The sequence below is a fragment of the Paucilactobacillus nenjiangensis genome, assembly GCF_008632615.1.
Taxonomy (GTDB): domain Bacteria; phylum Bacillota; class Bacilli; order Lactobacillales; family Lactobacillaceae; genus Paucilactobacillus; species Paucilactobacillus nenjiangensis.
Map to the genome: position 1 here is coordinate 2,059,597 of NZ_CP043939.1, position 18,086 is coordinate 2,077,682.

At 42.1% G+C, this 18,086-nt stretch carries 10 protein-coding genes and 3 rRNA genes; all 13 read right to left on the reverse strand.

All coding sequences use genetic code 11. From position 1 onward, the window contains the following. Positions 1-206 precede the first annotated feature (206 nt). Positions 207-2,480, reverse strand: coding sequence for a KxYKxGKxW signal peptide domain-containing protein (locus tag F0161_RS10475; RefSeq protein ID WP_190318868.1), 2,274 nt, complete (start codon positions 2,478-2,480; stop codon positions 207-209). Positions 2,481-2,550: 70 nt separating this feature from the next. Next, the gene (locus tag F0161_RS11870) at positions 2,551-2,670 is read right to left on the reverse strand and encodes an LPXTG cell wall anchor domain-containing protein (RefSeq protein ID WP_150204691.1); all 120 of its coding nucleotides are present in this window, start codon (positions 2,668-2,670) and stop codon (positions 2,551-2,553) included. 24 nt (positions 2,671-2,694) lie between these two features. Further along, positions 2,695-5,394 carry a hypothetical protein gene (locus F0161_RS10485; RefSeq protein WP_150204538.1) on the reverse strand — a complete coding sequence of 900 codons (2,700 nt, stop codon included), beginning with the start codon at positions 5,392-5,394 and terminating at the stop codon, positions 2,695-2,697. A 27-nt stretch (positions 5,395-5,421) separates the two neighbouring features. Then, positions 5,422-5,658, reverse strand: a complete 237-nt coding sequence (locus F0161_RS10490) for a KxYKxGKxW signal peptide domain-containing protein (RefSeq protein ID WP_150204539.1) — start codon at positions 5,656-5,658, stop codon at positions 5,422-5,424. Positions 5,659-5,832: 174 nt separating this feature from the next. Next, a 5S ribosomal RNA gene (gene rrf, locus F0161_RS10495) occupies positions 5,833-5,949 on the reverse strand. Between the two features lie 97 nt (positions 5,950-6,046). Then, a 23S ribosomal RNA gene (locus F0161_RS10500) occupies positions 6,047-8,968 on the reverse strand. Positions 8,969-9,202: 234 nt separating this feature from the next. After that, positions 9,203-10,777 (reverse strand): 16S ribosomal RNA (locus F0161_RS10505). Together the 16S, 23S and 5S rRNA genes form the textbook arrangement of a ribosomal RNA operon. A gap of 444 nt (positions 10,778-11,221) precedes the next feature. Continuing rightward, positions 11,222-12,523 (reverse strand): D-serine ammonia-lyase, encoded by a 1,302-nt coding sequence (locus tag F0161_RS10510; RefSeq protein WP_150204540.1) that lies wholly within the window; start codon positions 12,521-12,523, stop codon positions 11,222-11,224. Positions 12,524-12,966: 443 nt separating this feature from the next. Then, positions 12,967-13,926, reverse strand: a complete 960-nt coding sequence (locus F0161_RS10515) for a ketopantoate reductase family protein (RefSeq protein WP_150204541.1) — start codon at positions 13,924-13,926, stop codon at positions 12,967-12,969. A gap of 103 nt (positions 13,927-14,029) precedes the next feature. After that, on the reverse strand, positions 14,030-15,208 hold the full coding sequence (locus F0161_RS10520; RefSeq protein ID WP_150204542.1) for a pyridoxal phosphate-dependent aminotransferase: 1,179 nt from the start codon (positions 15,206-15,208) through the stop codon (positions 14,030-14,032). Between the two features lie 151 nt (positions 15,209-15,359). Then, positions 15,360-16,139, reverse strand: a complete 780-nt coding sequence (locus tag F0161_RS10525; protein ID WP_190318939.1) for a carbon-nitrogen family hydrolase — start codon at positions 16,137-16,139, stop codon at positions 15,360-15,362. 129 nt (positions 16,140-16,268) lie between these two features. Next, the gene (locus F0161_RS10530; RefSeq protein WP_150204544.1) at positions 16,269-16,931 is read right to left on the reverse strand and encodes a methionine ABC transporter permease; all 663 of its coding nucleotides are present in this window, start codon (positions 16,929-16,931) and stop codon (positions 16,269-16,271) included. After that, positions 16,931-17,953, reverse strand: a complete 1,023-nt coding sequence (locus F0161_RS10535; RefSeq protein ID WP_150204545.1) for a methionine ABC transporter ATP-binding protein — start codon at positions 17,951-17,953, stop codon at positions 16,931-16,933. The genes F0161_RS10530 and F0161_RS10535 overlap by 1 nt, the downstream gene beginning before the upstream one ends. Between the last annotated feature and the right edge of the window lie 133 nt (positions 17,954-18,086).

Consider the following 18,086-nt stretch of genomic DNA (forward strand, 5'->3'; position numbering starts at 1 on the left):
TTGAGTACTCTGAAGTACCGAGTAAAAATAAAAACCTCTCAGCTTTCACTAAGAGGTTCCTAAACATTTCTGCCGGTTTGCTTCTTAGCCTCACTGGACTAAATTAAAGTTATTTAATTGTATTCATTTTAGCGAATCTAAAGGTACCTGTCAATGGTCTGCAAAACAATAATTTTATGATTCGCTAGCAAAAAGGTCCCATATTATTAGTATCGTTTCTTCTTGCCAACAGCGGCCAAGCCCATAAATCCAAGCAACATTAAACCAATTGTTGCCAACTCGCTTTGAGATGATTCGCCAGTTTGTGGTAAAGATTTGCCTAAATTATTGGTTGTTTCACCTATGGATTGATTAGGTTTAGGTTGGTTATTTCCCAAATCAGTGACTGTTTCAACAACTTTATTTTCTTCTGGAACAATTATCGGATCTGCAGTTTTAGCTTCGTGGTAACCCCCCTCGCTAACCGCCGTTTTCACCTGAATACCATCGCCTTCATTGCCCGCATAATTAACCGGAATGTAAACCACTTTATTCTCGCCTGGTGTTGGCGTGAGTTTTGCATTTTGTGGGGAGTACCCCGCTACCGTTGGCGTATCAATCGTTACTCCTGGTATTGTATCGATGGTAAATGAAGGTGCATATTCCAACGGATTTCCACTTAAATCGACCGGAATAATCGTGATTGTTCGTGCTTGAGGCGTAGTTGGTTCCTTATCAACTCCCTGAATCACTGGTTTTGCAGGAGCAGTTGGTAGCGCCACGGCTGCAACGTTGGTGTAAGCTGTTGGTGCGGACACATCAAACGAACCACTAATTGTAACTAGCGGTTGGATAGTTTGTTGTAAATCATCGGTCACACCAAAAAATTCTTCAGCTAATTTCGTGATAGCATCTGCCAATCCAATGGCTGCATCAAAAATCACTTGGTGGCTCGCGACGAATTCATTTGAAAATGTGAATGTTCCGGCTGCAGATTTGACACCATTTGTATCTAATCCTGGAAGGACCGTTTTCATCATTGGTGAAGTACTACGACCGTAGTTATCAATTGAACTATTAATCGTAGACCAAATTGAATTAATCGAATTAGTGATCTTATTATTACCACTGTATACCGTTTCCAAAAAATCATCCGACGCAGGTAAAGCTTCAATTTCAGCTAGACCGTCTGTAACTTGCTGAGTTGCTTTGGCAATTACCGTTTTAAGTCCACCGACTAATGGATTGGTACTATTACTCGTCCATACTGTATCAGTGGTAGCGGCTTGAAATTTAACCAATAAATCATTTAGGGTCTGTAAAAATGCCGCGGTTTGTTCTTTGTAATTATCAATTGCAATTTGTTTAAGTTGTTCCACGTAAGTCGCATCAAAAGCTGCTTCATCAAAGGTCATCCCGGCTTGACTATAAATATCTTTTAATTTATTTTCCAAATCCGTTTTTAACTCAGTTTGAATACTTTTAACTAATGCTGCTTCCGCAGTACTTCCAGAGGTTTTAAATGCACCAGAAGCAGTATTCATTAAGTCCATTGAAGTGGCAGCCGCACCTGCTGAAACTGCTTTAACCGCTGTTCCATTGGCATCTGTTGAATCAAGCGCAGTATCAGCAACTCGTTTCAAATAATAAAACATCACTGTCACATCCGCCAAGGACGTCGGCGTTTGTAATTCAGGGATAATATCATCTTCAAAAGTTATTTTACCGTCACCATTTTGATCAGTGTATGTTGCACCAAATAAAGTCGCAGTCACTGCTCCAGAACCATCCGTTGATGATGCCACGGTAATTGGAGTGGCACTGTTAGCTCCCTTAGCTTTATTTACTGATTTTAATAGATTACTTAAACTACTCGTGCTGGCCGTAACCGCATTAGTATTTGATTCCTTAGTAATTTTAGCCGCAATATCCGCTGAAACTGTATCCGTTGTTTTATTGTATTCAGTGATTAAGGCCCCTGCTGTCTTTATTTTAGCTGGCAAAGCATCATATTTGGTCTGTACTGATTCATATGATGCCTGTGCAGAATTATTTTGTTGCTCAATTACTGTATTAGCAGAATTAGCTGCCGAAACCTGTACCGCATATTCTGAAGCCGTATCATTGTATTGTGACAATACTTCAGCTTTTGTATCATAAGTTGCTGCATTTGAAGCGGTATTGTAACTGGCTAAATCCGCCGCGTAATCCGATGTCGCACTACTACTGTTATATTCATCTGCTGCCTGGGTGGCCGATGCACTCGCAGTTGACGCCATACTTTGATAAGCATCACGATCTGATTGATAAGCGCTCACTGCTGCAGTCGTAATCGAATCATCGGGCGCATCTAACGGGGCTGCAGCAGTTGGATCATTCACATCTGCACGCACGTTTCCACTAGTAATTGCAACTGCTCCCGTCATTACCATTAAGGTAATTCCCACGTAAATCCAGTGTTTATTGGCTTTATACATCTTATAGTGTGTTTGCCCATTCATTTCATTAACCATTTATCGTTTCATCGTTACCCCTCCCTTGATATTGATGCGGCATGATAATTAATTTAAGCTAACGTTTCTTTTTTCTAATTCCTACTGAAATACCCATAAATCCAAGTAACATCATACCTAAGACTGATAGTTCATTTTGAATTGTTTCATCAGTTTGTGGTAAAACTTCTCGTTGGATATTAGCACTAGCTTCTGGTTGATGCTATTTACTTGTGGAAATAGTTACCTGATTAGAAGTAGTTTCACCACTCGTCCCATCTTCAACTATGACCGTTGATTGCGATTTTTCAGGTACTTCATTTGCATCAGCCGTCTTTTCTTCATGATAAACACCCTCACTAACTGCCGTTTTCACTTGAATCCCATCGCCTTCGTTACCGGCATAATTAATCGGAATATAGACGATTTTATTGACTCCAGGTGTTGGTGTAAAGGTTGTTTTCTGTGGTGTATACCCTGTAACTACAGGTGTGTTGATGGTCACTCCAGGAATTGCCTCAATGGTAAATTGTGGTGCAAATTCTAATGGATTACCACTCAAATCAACCGGGATAATCGTGATTACTCGTACTTCCGGTGTGGTTGGTTCCGCCACTCCCGTTTTCACTTGAATTCCTTCGCCGACGTTTGAATTATTCACAGGTATATACGTTACTTTATTTTCACCATATGTTGGCGTAATCGTCGCTTCTAATGGTGTATAACCATCAATGACAGGGGTAGTAACTGGGTAACCAGGCACACCTTGCACCGTAATTGGGCCATGACCATAAAGTGGTTGTCCACTGATGTCAACTGGTACTAAAATAATTTCTTCAGCAGTCGTTGAAGTTCCTTCACCGAGCTGTGTTTTTACTTGAATCCCATCACCTTCATGACCAGCATTATTGATTGGTACATACGTTACTTCATTTACGCCATATGTTGGTGTAATAGTTGCAACGAGCGGTGTGTATTTCTCAATCGTCGGAGTGGCAATCGGATAACCTGGCACTCCTTGTATCGTAATTGGTCCGTGACCATAAAGTGGTTGTCCACTAATATCAACTGGTACGATAACAATATCTTCAGCTGTTGTTGATGTACCTTCACCGAGCTGTGTTTTTACTTGAATTCCATCACCTTCATGCCCGGTATTATTAATTGGTTTATAGGCTACGTAATTGATGCCGGTCGTTGGGGTGAATTTATCATTCACAGGTACATAATGATTTACCGTATTAGGCGTTTCAATTTCTACACCCGGAATGGCTGTAATTTCGTATGAAGAAATATTTTCCAATGGATTGCCACTTAAATCGACCGGAATAATCGTGATTTGTCTTGGCTGAGGTTGTGTGGCAATATCTTTTAAAACAACCTGTTGAGGCGCAGTTGGTAATTCAACTGATGGCACTTGTTGTGGCACACTTGGTGCAGAAACATCAAAATAACCACTGATTTTAACCATTGGTTGAATCGTTGCTTGTAGATCTTCTGTGACGTTAAAGAATTGATTTGCTAGTTGAGTAATGCTATTCGCTAACGCTGTCGCCGCATCAAAAATTAATGGATGTGCTTGAACAAAATCATTTGAAAAAATGACTGTCCCGTTATCTTGTTTAACTAGATTGGGATCAAGAGATGGTAACACAGCATTCATCATATAGGATGTGCTTTGACCAAACATGTCAATTGTGCCATTCATACTTTCCCAAATGGCGGAAATCGAATTTGGCAATTCAGCACTGCCACTGTAGACCAAATTCAAAAAATCATCACTAGCGGAAGCTAGTTGAAATTGTTTCAGTCCCTCATCAACTTTAGCTTTAGTGTCCGTAATTAATTGAGTTAATGTTTCTACCAAGGCATTATTTGAATTATTTGCCCAAACGGAATCAGCCATCGCGGCCTGATAAGTAGTTAACAAATTTTTAGCAGTTTGAATAAACTGATTAGTCTGTGCTTGATAATTATCTATTGCCAAAGATTTAAGTTGTTCTGCAAATGTATAGTTAAAGTAGTCTTGTTCCCATGTAATCCCTGCTTGGCTATAAATATCTTTCAAGGAAGTTTCCAGTGAGGTTTTTAACTTCGTTTCAATCGTTGAAATTAATTCTTTCTCGGATCCTTTACCTGCATTTTGGAAAGCTAATGCGACACCGTTCATCAAACTGCGTGAAGCATCATACGCTGTCGCTGACATTGCTTTAACCGTAGAACCATTCTGGTCAGTGTAGTCAATCGAGGTATCTGCAATACGTTTTAAGTAATAAAACATCGTTGTAACTTCAGCTAATGATGACGGTGTTTCAATTGATGGCAAAATATCTTCGTCCATTGAAGTTTTTCCATCACCATTTTGGTCAACGTATTTCACGCCAAATAAATCGGCGTAAACTACTCCATTTTCATCTTTCTGTGAGTCAATATAGACTGGCGTTTCCGTATTTGCTGCCATTACTGTTGCAACTTCAGTCTTCAACGTATTTAAATCATCTGGAATGGCTGCAATTGCTTGATTGTTAGCATCTTCTGAAATACTCGTTACAATATTTGCTGAAAGTTGATCTGTATTTTCATTGTAGGTAGTAATCAATTCACCAGCCGATTTGACCTTATCGGGTAAATTATTGTATGCAGCTAACTGTCGGGCATACGCGGCATTCACAGAACTATCATTATGCTTAGTATTTTGAATTGCAATAATCTCATTTGTACTCGTAGCTGAAGATGATACGACCGCATAGTCGGAGGCTAACCGATTATAGTTTGATTCGAGTTCCTTCTTTGTAGCTACATCATTGGTCGTATATCCAGGTGCATCCGAATCAACTTTGGTATTATAGGCTGCCAAGTCTTCTTGATATTTAATTGTTCTTGGACTGTCATTATAGCTTGCTGCAGCTTTTTCAGTATACATATAAACAGCAGCTGAGGTTCCTTCATATCAGTCTCGAGCTGAAGTATAAATTCTGATTTCGTGAGTTGATATGCTGTCATCCTGCGTTTCATTGAGCGTTAACGCAGGGGGTTCGGTATCTGGCGTTGTTTCTTGAGCATTTGCTGTGATAGAGCCATACATCATGACACTACTAAACATGACGACTGAAATGCCTGCAAAAACCCATCTTTTATTGGCTTTGTACATTTTGAAATGCGACTTAGTGCCCCTATTCTCTATCATAGCTACTCCTCCAATGGTATTAACTATTTTTCTACAGTTTAACCTAGAAATGTTGATTTATCAATAAGATAAACCTATATTTTTGAATTTAATTAATACTATTAACAATTAGACAGATTTAAAAAATATACGACAAAAAAACACGAATCAATTAAGATTCGTGCTTTTTATTATGCATGGCGACGTCCTACCCTCGCAGGGAGCGATCCCCCAACTACTATCGGCGCTTAGAAGCTTAACTTCTGTGTTCGGCATGAGAACAGGTGTATCCTTCTAGCCATCATCACCACACTGTCGTGTGTGTACTTCAATGAATACGTTTAACACGGAGAACTTGCGCTCTCAAAACTAAATAATATCAAGAATTTTTTAAACCGGACACCACTGTGTGGTTAAGTCCTCGACCGATTAGTAATGGTCCGCTCCATGCATCACTGCACTTCCACTTCCATCCTATCTACCTCATCATCTTTGAGGGGTCTTACTCTCCCGAAGGAGATGGGAAATCTCATCTTGAGGCGAGTTTCACACTTAGATGCTTTCAGCGTTTATCTCATCCATACGTAGCTACCCAGCGATGCTCCTGGCGGAACAACTGGTACACCAGCGGTATGTCCATCCCGGTCCTCTCGTACTAAGGACAGCTCCTCTCAAATTTCCTGCGCCCGCGACGGATAGGGACCGAACTGTCTCACGACGTTCTGAACCCAGCTCGCGTACCGCTTTAATGGGCGAACAGCCCAACCCTTGGGACCGACTACAGCCCCAGGATGCGATGAGCCGACATCGAGGTGCCAAACCTCCCCGTCGATGTGGACTCTTGGGGGAGATAAGCCTGTTATCCCCAGGGTAGCTTTTATCCGTTGAGCGATGGCCCTTCCATACGGAACCACCGGATCACTAAGCCCGACTTTCGTCCCTGCTCGACCTGTCTGTCTCGCAGTCAAGCTCCCTTGTGCCTTTACACTCTGCGAATGATTTCCAACCATTCTGAGGGAACCTTTGGGCGCCTCCGTTACTTTTTAGGAGGCGACCGCCCCAGTCAAACTGCCCACCTGACACTGTCTCCCATCACGATTAGTGATGCGGGTTAGAGTGGTCATACAGCGAGGGTAGTATCCCACCAACGCCTCCACCGAAACTAGCGTTCCGGTATCTACGGCTCCTACCTATCCTGTACAAGCTGTACAAACACTCAATATCAAGCTACAGTAAAGCTCCATGGGGTCTTTCCGTCCTGTCGCGGGTAACCTGCATCTTCACAGGTACTTCAATTTCACCGAGTCTCTCGTTGAGACAGTGCCCAGATCGTTACGCCTTTCGTGCGGGTCGGAACTTACCCGACAAGGAATTTCGCTACCTTAGGACCGTTATAGTTACGGCCGCCGTTTACTGGGGCTTCAATTCTGAGCTTCGCCGAAGCTAACCCATCCTTTTAACCTTCCAGCACCGGGCAGGCGTCAGCCCCTATACTTCATCTTACGATTTTGCAGAAACCTGTGTTTTTGATAAACAGTCGCCTGGGCCTATTCACTGCGGCTGTACTTTCGTACAGCACCCCTTCTCCCGAAGTTACGGGGTCATTTTGCCGAGTTCCTTAACGAGAGTTCACTCGCACACCTTAGGATTCTCTCCTCGACTACCTGTGTCGGTTTGCGGTACGGGCAGTTAAATACTCACTAGAAGCTTTTCTCGGCAGTGTGACATCGGCAACTTCGCTACTAAAATTTCGCTCCCCATCACAACTTGTCCTTAAAGGAAAAAGCATTTCACTCTCTCCAAGACTTGTTGCTTGGCCAGACATATCCAACAGTCTGGTTTGCTTAGCCTCCTGCGTCCCTCCATCGTTCAAACGCATTTAACTGGTACAGGAATATCAACCTGTTATCCATCGTCTACGCCTCTCGGCCTCGACTTAGGTCCCGACTAACCCTGGGAGGACGAGCCTTCCCCAGGAAACCTTAGTCATTCGGTGGACAGGATTCTCACCTGTCTTTCGCTACTCATACCGGCATTCTCACTTCTAAGCGCTCCACCAGTCCTCACGGTCTGACTTCATTGCCCTTAGAACGCTCTCCTATCACGCAACCTAATGGTTGCATCCGTAGTTTCGGTAATATACTTAGCCCCGGTACATTTTCGGCGCAGGATCACTCGACTAGTGAGCTATTACGCACTCTTTAAATGGTGGCTGCTTCTGAGCCAACATCCTAGTTGTCTAAGCAACTCCACATCCTTTTCCACTTAGTATATATTTTGGGACCTTAACTGACGGTCTGGGCTGTTCCCCTTTCGACGATGGATCTTATCACTCACCGTCTGACTCCCGGACATAAATCAATGGCATTCGGAGTTTATCTGAATTCAGTAACCCATGACGGGCCCCTAGTCCAAACAGTGCTCTACCTCCATGATTCTAAGTCCGAGGCTAGCCCTAAAGCTATTTCGGAGAGAACCAGCTATCTCCAAGTTCGTTTGGAATTTCACCGCTACCCACACCTCATCCCAGCCATTTTCAACTGACACGGGTTCGGTCCTCCAGTGCGTTTTACCGCACCTTCAACCTGGACATGGGTAGGTCACCTGGTTTCGGGTCTACAACAACATACTTCATACGCCCATTTCAGACTCGCTTTCGCTACGGCTCCGACTTTTCTGTCTTAACCTTGCATGCAATCGTAACTCGCCGGTTCATTCTACAAAAGGCACGCTGTCACCCATTAACGGGCTCCAACTGATTGTAGGCACATGGTTTCAGGAACTATTTCACTCCCCTTCCGGGGTGCTTTTCACCTTTCCCTCACGGTACTGGTTCACTATCGGTCACTAGGTAGTATTTAGCCTTGGGAGATGGTCCTCCCGGATTCCGACGGAATTTCACGTGTTCCGCCGTACTCAGGATACAGAGCTGAGGGTATTACGTTTCGCTTACGGGGCTATCACCCGCTCTGGCTCAGCTTCCCAGCTGATTCAACTACGTAATACTTTTGTAACTCAAATGTTCTGTCCTACAACCCCAAAGAGCAAGCTCTCTGGTTTGGGCTTTTCCCGTTTCGCTCGCCGCTACTCAGGGAATCGATTTTTCTTTCTACTCCTGCAGCTAATGAGATGTTTCAGTTCACTGCGTCTACCTTTACTTAGCTATGAATTCACTAAGCAATAACTGACGATTAAGTCAGCTGGGTTCCCCCATTCGGAAATCTCCGGATCAAAGTGTACTTACCACTCCCCGAAGCATATCGGTGTTAGTCCCGTCCTTCATCGGCTCCTAGTACCAAGGCATTCACCATGCGCCCTTTATAACTTAACCTTGTTGATTCCAGCACTGACGTGCTGGCTGACAACAGATTAATTGAGTATATGCGATAACTCTTTAAAAAAACTCAAATAACGCGGTGTTCTCGGTTTAATTGTTAAAACAATTAATAAATAAAAAATTTTGATATTATTTAGTTTTCAAAGTACAAGTTGGTACATTTTGAGAGTAGACCTCTCAAAACTAAATAAAGTTTCGACTAATGTGTAGGTTCCGTATATTCCTTAGAAAGGAGGTGATCCAGCCGCAGGTTCTCCTACGGCTACCTTGTTACGACTTCACCCTAATCATCTGTCCCACCTTAGGCGGCTGGCTCCTAAAAGGTTACCCCACCGACTTTGGGTGTTACAAACTCTCATGGTGTGACGGGCGGTGTGTACAAGGCCCGGGAACGTATTCACCGCGGCATGCTGATCCGCGATTACTAGCGATTCCGACTTCGTGTAGGCGAGTTGCAGCCTACAGTCCGAACTGAGAACGGCTTTAAGAGATTAGCTTACTCTCGCGAGTTCGCAACTCGTTGTACCGTCCATTGTAGCACGTGTGTAGCCCAGGTCATAAGGGGCATGATGATTTGACGTCGTCCCCACCTTCCTCCGGTTTGTCACCGGCAGTCTCACTAGAGTGCCCAACTGAATGCTGGCAACTAATAATAAGGGTTGCGCTCGTTGCGGGACTTAACCCAACATCTCACGACACGAGCTGACGACAACCATGCACCACCTGTCTTAGCGTCCCCGAAGGGAACGTCCTATCTCTAGGATTGGCGCTAGATGTCAAGACCTGGTAAGGTTCTTCGCGTTGCTTCGAATTAAACCACATGCTCCACCGCTTGTGCGGGCCCCCGTCAATTCCTTTGAGTTTCAACCTTGCGGTCGTACTCCCCAGGCGGAATGCTTAATGCGTTAGCTGCGGCACTGAAGGGCGGAAACCCTCCAACACCTAGCATTCATCGTTTACGGCATGGACTACCAGGGTATCTAATCCTGTTCGCTACCCATGCTTTCGAGCCTCAGCGTCAGTTACAGACCAGACAGCCGCCTTCGCCACTGGTGTTCTTCCATATATCTACGCATTTCACCGCTACACATGGAGTTCCACTGTCCTCTTCTGCACTCAAGTTCTCCAGTTTCCGATGCACTTCCTTGGTTGAGCCAAGGGCTTTCACATCAGACTTAAAAAACCGCCTGCGCTCGCTTTACGCCCAATAAATCCGGATAACGCTTGCCACCTACGTATTACCGCGGCTGCTGGCACGTAGTTAGCCGTGGCTTTCTGGTTGGATACCGTCACTACATGATCAGTTACTATCACATACGTTCTTCTCCAACAACAGAGTTTTACGAGCCGAAACCCTTCTTCACTCACGCGGTATTGCTCCATCAGGCTTGCGCCCATTGTGGAAGATTCCCTACTGCTGCCTCCCGTAGGAGTATGGGCCGTGTCTCAGTCCCATTGTGGCCGATCAACCTCTCAGTTCGGCTACGTATCATTGTCTTGGTGAGCCATTACCTCACCAACTAACTAATACGCCGCGGGTCCATCCAAAAGTGATAGCCGAAACCATCTTTCAAATTAGAACCATGCGGTTCTAACTTTTATGCGGTATTAGCATTTGTTTCCAAATGTTATCCCCCACTTTTGGGCAGGTTACCCACGTGTTACTCACCCGTCCGCCACTCATTCAAATGTCTTTTCAATCTGGTGCAAGCACCGTCAATCTAAAACGAGAATGCGTTCGACTTGCATGTATTAGGCATACCGCCAGCGTTCATCCTGAGCCAGGATCAAACTCTCATATATAATTTAAGTTTGTAGCTCTTATTTGTTTGTATTCACGAAATTGACTTCGCAAATGTTATTTGCTTTTGACTATTGTCAAAAGACCCTACACATTTGATTTGTCGAAACTTTATTCAGTTTTCAAAGATCTACTTGGTCATTGCTAAACTTCGTTAGCAGCAACGTTATATATATTACATTATCTAGATTTGATTGTCAACAACTATTTATTAATTGAATTGTGAAATTCTCTTTTAAAAGTGTCGTTCACCTCTCTGACAACGAGATATAACTATACTCGTACACCTACACTTCGTCAAGCAAAATAACGAAACAAATCGGAAATAATTTAAAAATCATTTATGTACGCGTTTACAATTACTGCATCTATTAATATACAGCATTTTTGTCTCAATTGCACGCAATATCAATTTAGAAAAAAAGACATCACCTAATGTGATATCTCTACTTAAATAATTTCAAACCATGCTGATAATATTCTTGCATTTCTTTTTCTGGAACCATACTTCCACCCGTCGCCCAAACAATATGTGTTGCATTTTTTAAAAACTCTGGATGATCTAGTTGTTGAATCGTCGGTAAAATTGCAGTGAATCCTGCTGCCGCTGACGGTTCTACCCATAAACTCGCACTGTCTTTAAGCATGACCAAGTATTGATAAATTTCTTCATCATCAAATGTATGCGAAGCATATAGTAACGTCTTCATCACTTCTCCAGCGATTTGGGAAGGTCGTTGGACTGCTAACCCATCGGCTTCTGTCTTGCCGTCCAATCCAATATCATTAACCGCAATATTAGAATTTAACCCAGTAATCATCCCCAATGTCACTGATGGCACATGTGTTGGCTCAACAAATACTGGATAGATTCCTTCTGGCATGATTTGGGATAATCCAAAACTGACCCCACTTGGGCTACCACCAACTCCGGCTGGTAAATAAACAAATACCGGATGACTCACACTGGGAGTAATGCCCAAATCTTTCAGTTGTTTTTGTAATCGAATCCCAGCAACCGCATAACCTAAGAATAAATCACGCGATTTTTCGTCATCAATAAAATAAGTATTAATTTCCTTCGCTGCAATTTTACGTCCCTTAGTAATTGCCACCGTAAAACTGTCATCATACTCAACAACATTGACACCTTTATCACGTAACTTATCTTTCTTCCACTGGCGGGCATCAGCTGACATATGAACCGTCGTTTTGAATCCAAAAGTTGCCGCCGTGATTCCAATACTAAGTCCTAAGTTTCCTGTTGATCCAACAGCAATCCCATAATGTGAGAATATTTTATGATAACGTGGTGTGGCTAACACCCGATAATCGTCTGAATATACGAGGTCTCCTTCACGCATTGCGACAGTTTCAGCAAATTTTAAAACTTCATAAATTCCACCTCGTGACTTAATAGAACCAGAAATTGGCATTAAACTATCCGCTTTTAATAGTAAACGGCCGTCAATCTTACTTTCAAATTCTGCTTCCATCTGATGTTTCATATCATTAATTTCGAGTAGTGGTGACTCTATCATGCCGTTTTGTTTGGCAGTTTCAGGAAAAACTTCTGCTAAATACGGTGCAAATCTGTCCCATCGTGCAGCGGCGTCAAAAATCTCTGCTTGGGTAAAGTTTAAATCTGCCTTTTCGCCAAAATCAGGATTACGCCAATAAATTTTGTCATATCGTTTCATTGATTCAACGAATGGATTAGTTAAATTTAACGCTTCTACATTGTTCAATAGTGGAACCTCCCTTTGCCAAATATGTTTCAATTGTAAATTGCCAAATCATAGAAATCAATCACATCACAAGAGAAACGAAGGAAACAAACTGACTCTTTCCCGGACAATTGGTTTCATAACTTTAATACCAATTATATTTACTTTAATAAAGCCAGTCCACATGTCACTGTCTCAAGGATACTTACAGCAATGAATTAATGTCAAAATAAATAGCACAATCCACAAAATGGATTGCACTATTGTTAGTTAATTTTCGAGAGCTGAGCGATTAGGCTCACGTTCTACTATTTTTGAAACGTGTTACATCAATCAACGCTACTTTTCTGAAATACGTTCTCCTAATCAACTCCCTTCCTTAACTCAAAACATCGTTTATCCACAATTCAGATAAGCGATGTTTTATCGTTAATTTTCGAGAGCTGAGCGATTAGGCTCACGTTCTACTTATTAAATTTTCTTGAATTTTCTGCCAAATGAACTAAGTTACGGATGAAGTCATGAGTTGAGGCTTCGTAATTGTATTGCTTACCTAAGTCATAAATATAACCGTTGATGTAATCTACTTCAGTATTACGACCCTTACTCATATCTTGATACATTGATGGGTAGTGAAGTGGGTTCGTCACACGACTAACATGTTCAACTGATTCCCATTCTTCTTGACGAGTTGTCAATAGGGTAATGCCGGCACGTTCACAAACATCATACGCTTCATTGATGAGTTGCTTACTTAATTTTTCAGCACCTTCGAAATCGATAAATTGACCCATTTGAATTTCAAACAAGGTACAAATAGTGTTGATAACTGAATTAAAGACAACTTTAGCCATCAAAGTCCCTTGGAAGTTAGTCGTCAAATTAGGATTCATGTTACCTTTTTCAAAATCATCCATAATTTGATGAGTGGTATCATCAGGAGTTTCATTTTCATTAGCAAAGTTCATTGAACCTGCACCGGATTCGCCGATGAAGTCAACATCCCCAGCCTTGTTCAAAACAGTTCCAATCAAAGCTGTTCCGCCGATAATATGATCTGGATTGAAATACTTATCCAGCTTTTCAATATGTCCCATACCGTTCATGCCAGTAACCGCATATTGCTTGTCATTAAAGAAATGGGCACAGCGTTCCAACATATCGCCAAGTAACATTTGCTTTTCAAAGAAAATAAAGACGTCTGGTGTGCCCTTATATTCTTCTGGAGAATAAATATTAACTGGAACCAAATGACGTCCTTCGCCATCGCGAGAAACAAATGCTCCACCTTGTTCTTTAATAGTAGAAACTTGTGGTTCCCATCCATCAACAAAATCAACTTCAACGCCTGCGTGTTCTTGTAACAAAATACCAATTCTCAAGCCCATTGCGCCTGATCCAATAACCGTATACTTAAGTGCCATAATATGTTTACCCCTTTTTTCTATGTAATATTCATGGACACCAGTAATTTGATGCCCACGTGTAGCTTGTCTCTATTCTACTACTTTATTAATGAAAATCTAATTAAAATTTAATGTTGAGTTTGCCAATTCTTTCAACGGCTTCGACTAAGCGTTCTGGTTCCACTAACAAGCCGATACGAACATACCCTTCACCTTGGGCGCCAAACCCATTAGCGTCAGCCAATGCCACACCTGCATTAGCTAACAATAGGTCCGCAAATTCACCACTGGTATAGCCGTCTGGAACTGTCATTAAGACATAGAAGGTTCCACCTGGCTTAATTGCGCGCCACCCAATTTTGGCCGCCGCATCCAAAAATGCGTCACGCCGTTCTTCATAACGGCCAACGATTGTCGCAATTTCTGCATCGCGACGAGGGTCTTGTAATGCTTTAATTCCAGCTTCTTGTAATGCCGGAAAGACACTAACAAAGAGATGATCTTGAATAAGATTAATCGCTCCAATAATATCAGCATTGCCGACTGCAAATGCCAATCGCCAACCGGCCATATTAAAGGTTTTCGAAAAAGTATAAAATTCGATACCAACTTCTTTAGCACCAGGAGTTTCCATAAAGCTAATGGGCGCTTTACCATCAAAGCCAATAGCGCCGTACGCAAAATCACTGATGATACCGACGTTATATTTCTTGGCCCATGCCACTAGTTCTTCATAAAATTCTTTAGTCGCCACTGCTCCGGTTGGATTATTGGGATAATTAATATAGAAGAATTTCGCTTTTTTGGCCGTAGCTTCTGGAATGGATTTCAAATCAGGTAGGAAATTGTTTTCTTCTTTTAAAGGCACGGTTTCAAAATTAACCCGACCCAAAGCCGCACCCGATAAATAGTCTGGGTAACCAGGATCTGGAAGTAAGAATAAATCACCAGGATTCATCAATGCCCAAGGAAGTTCCACTAAACCAATTTTCGAGCCACCCAAAACAGCCACTTCTTTTTCAGAATCAAATTGCGCATGATATTTTTCTGCATAAAATTTAGCTGCCGCCTGTTTAAAATCAGGTTGGCCACGGAACTGAGCATATTTATGGTTGCCAGGCTTTGTGACTTCGTCTTGAGTAGCTTCGATAATATAATCTGGGGTTGGCTTATCTGGATTTCCTTGTCCCAAATTAATTACATCCACCCCAGCGGCCACTTGTGCGTTCACCTTGGCGACTAAACTAGCAAAAAATTGTTCTGGTAAATTATCTAATAATTCTGATTGTGGAAAGTTCATTTCTGCATCTCCTAAAATTTATTCATACTTTTATTTAAACGTGTTCTTCAAATAATTCATTCCGTGTAACGTTGCTAATTAGATTTCAAACCCCGAAATCCTTAATTAGCTTCGTTAATACTCTTGCACTCCCAATTTGAATCACACTTTTTTATTCATATAGCTCAGGTCGACGATCATCAAAAACTGGAATTGAGCCTCGGACTTGATCAATTTGGTCAAAATCAAATTCGGTGGTGACCAGTGTCTCATCTTCACCGGCATCAAGCACGACATTTCCGAGTGGGTCAATCACTTGTGAATGACCACTAAAATGATTGTCAGGATCATTACCGACCCGATTAACGGCGACAACAAACGCTTGATTTTCAATGGCACGAGCGGCCAGCAAAGTCTCCCATTGTTTAATGCGTGGTTCTGGCCATTCAGCTGAGACGTAAATAATTTTTGCACCACCAAGGGCATTTGTTCGTAACCATTCTGGGAAACGGATATCGTAACAAATTACGCCTGCGCTTAGAACTCCAGCCAAAGTAAATTGATTTTTAGCAGCACCAGCCGTGATAAATTGTTCTTCATGCATCAGTCCGAATAAATGGACCTTATCGTATTGGCTTACCAGTTGGCCTTCACTATCAAAAATATAACTCGTATTGTAAAAATGACCGTTACGGTTAGTCGAGACTGATCCACCGACAATATTAACGTGATATTGTTTGGCTAATTTAGATAAGAGTTCTTTAGTGTGTGCGCCATCACGGTCAGCCAACTGATCTAATTCAGTCAGTGCGTAGCCCGTATTCCACATTTCAGGAAATACAACCACATCAACCTGCTGTTTCGCAGCTTGTGCGACAAACTTTTCCACTCGCTCAAAATTTTCGTCCGTCTGACCAAAAGATACATCGATTTGTGCAAGTCCCACTTTAATGCTCATAATATTTTGCCTCCTGAATCTGAATATCAATTTTCACACATTTTAATGCTTAACTCTCACTATGTACACACAAAGCCTTACTTTCTATACTTTCGGCTTTGTGATTTTTTAAAATAAGTTACTTTAATCTTTTTTCAATCTAGCTGAAATGACATTGCCAACTGATTGTAGAATTTGAACCAGCACAATCAAAATAATAATTGTGGCATACATAACATCAGGTTGATAACGTTGGAATCCGTATTGGTAAGCAATATCACCCAACCCACCAGCACCGACAAGTCCAGCCATGGCAGTAGCACCGATTAGTCCAATGGCTGCAATCGTTAAATCACGAATAATACTACCTCGCGCTTCACGAACCATCACGCGCCAGATAATTTTACTATTACTAATACCCATGGAACGGAAGGCTTCAATCGTTCCAGGGTCAATTTCAAGTAAAGAAGATTCTACTAACCGACCAATATATGGTGCAGCGTAAACAACTAATGGTAAGACCACACCACGAATCCCAATCGTAGTTCCAGCAACAATTTTAGTCACCGGTAAAATTAGGAATAGCAAAATGATAAAGGGCAACGACCGCAGAATATTAATGACCCAGTTGGAAATTGAATAGACGGTGCGGTTTGGATGCAATCCATCAAAACGCGTGACTACTAATAAAACACCAATTGGAATTCCGACGATAATTGAAATCACGAATGTAATTGAGGTCATGGCCAAGGTTTGTCCTAAGGCTTCCCAGATGACGGTTCCCCAGTTTGTAATAAAGTCTGACATTATATTTCAACCTCCTCAACGTGCACATCTTGACTCCGAATGAATTCCAATGCTCCATCAAACTGATCTTGTTGATCAGCTTTTAAGTAAACTAATAGACGACCGTATGGTTCGCGTTTCATGTAGCCCATGCTACCAGCTAAAATATCTGGAGTAACGTCAAATTTATCCTGAACTTGTGCCAATAATGGTTCATTTGCTGTTTGTCCCACAAATTGAAGCGAAATCAAACGATGCTTTTCTGCGTAAGGCTTTAAAATATCGCGTGGAACGCCTAGAGTATCTGAAACACCAGCAAACTTGCGGGTAATCCCTTGCTTAGGCTGGGTGAACACATCGACCACTGGCCCTTCTTCAGCAATTACACCAGCATCGAGGACAGCCACTCGATCACAAACTCGTTGAATCACGTTCATTTCATGAGTAATCAAGAAAATAGTAATCCCTAATTCCTGATTGATTTTCAATAGTAACGATAAAATCGATTCTGTTGTTTCTGGATCTAAGGCACTGGTGGCCTCGTCAGAAAGTAAAATCTTGGGTTCATGTGCTAAAGCCCGTGCCACCGCCACCCGTTGACGTTGCCCGCCAGACAACTGAGCAGGATAGCTATCGCGTTTGTCCCACAAATCGACAATTTTTAAATACTTTTCAGCGCGTTGTTCGGCTTCGGTCTTATCCAATCCTTCTAGCGTTAAAGGCAAGATAATGTTCTGGGCCACTGTCGCGGTGACCAGCAAATTATAACTTTGAAAAATCATTCCAATTTTTCGACGTAGCTGGAGCAATTCTTTCTTTGATAAATCGGCAACCGATTCGCCATCCACAATTACATCTCCATCGGTTGGTTTTTCCAAACCATTAATCATCCGAATCAATGTACTCTTACCGGCTCCAGAATATCCCATGACACCGTAAATTTCTCCATCGGCTACCTTAAAAGAAACGTTCTCTACGGCACGCACGTGTTGATTTTTTTGTTGACCCCTGAAGGTCTTCGATACATTTTTAAATTCAATCAAACTGGATATCCTCCTTAATTCAGTAGTACAAAGTTTTAGTATGAATAACTGGCAAAACATCAGCGCTAAATACGTTGCTGTTTTGTTTTAATGTTCATTTTGCAAAGGTTGTGTAGTGACGCTTTTCAATCAC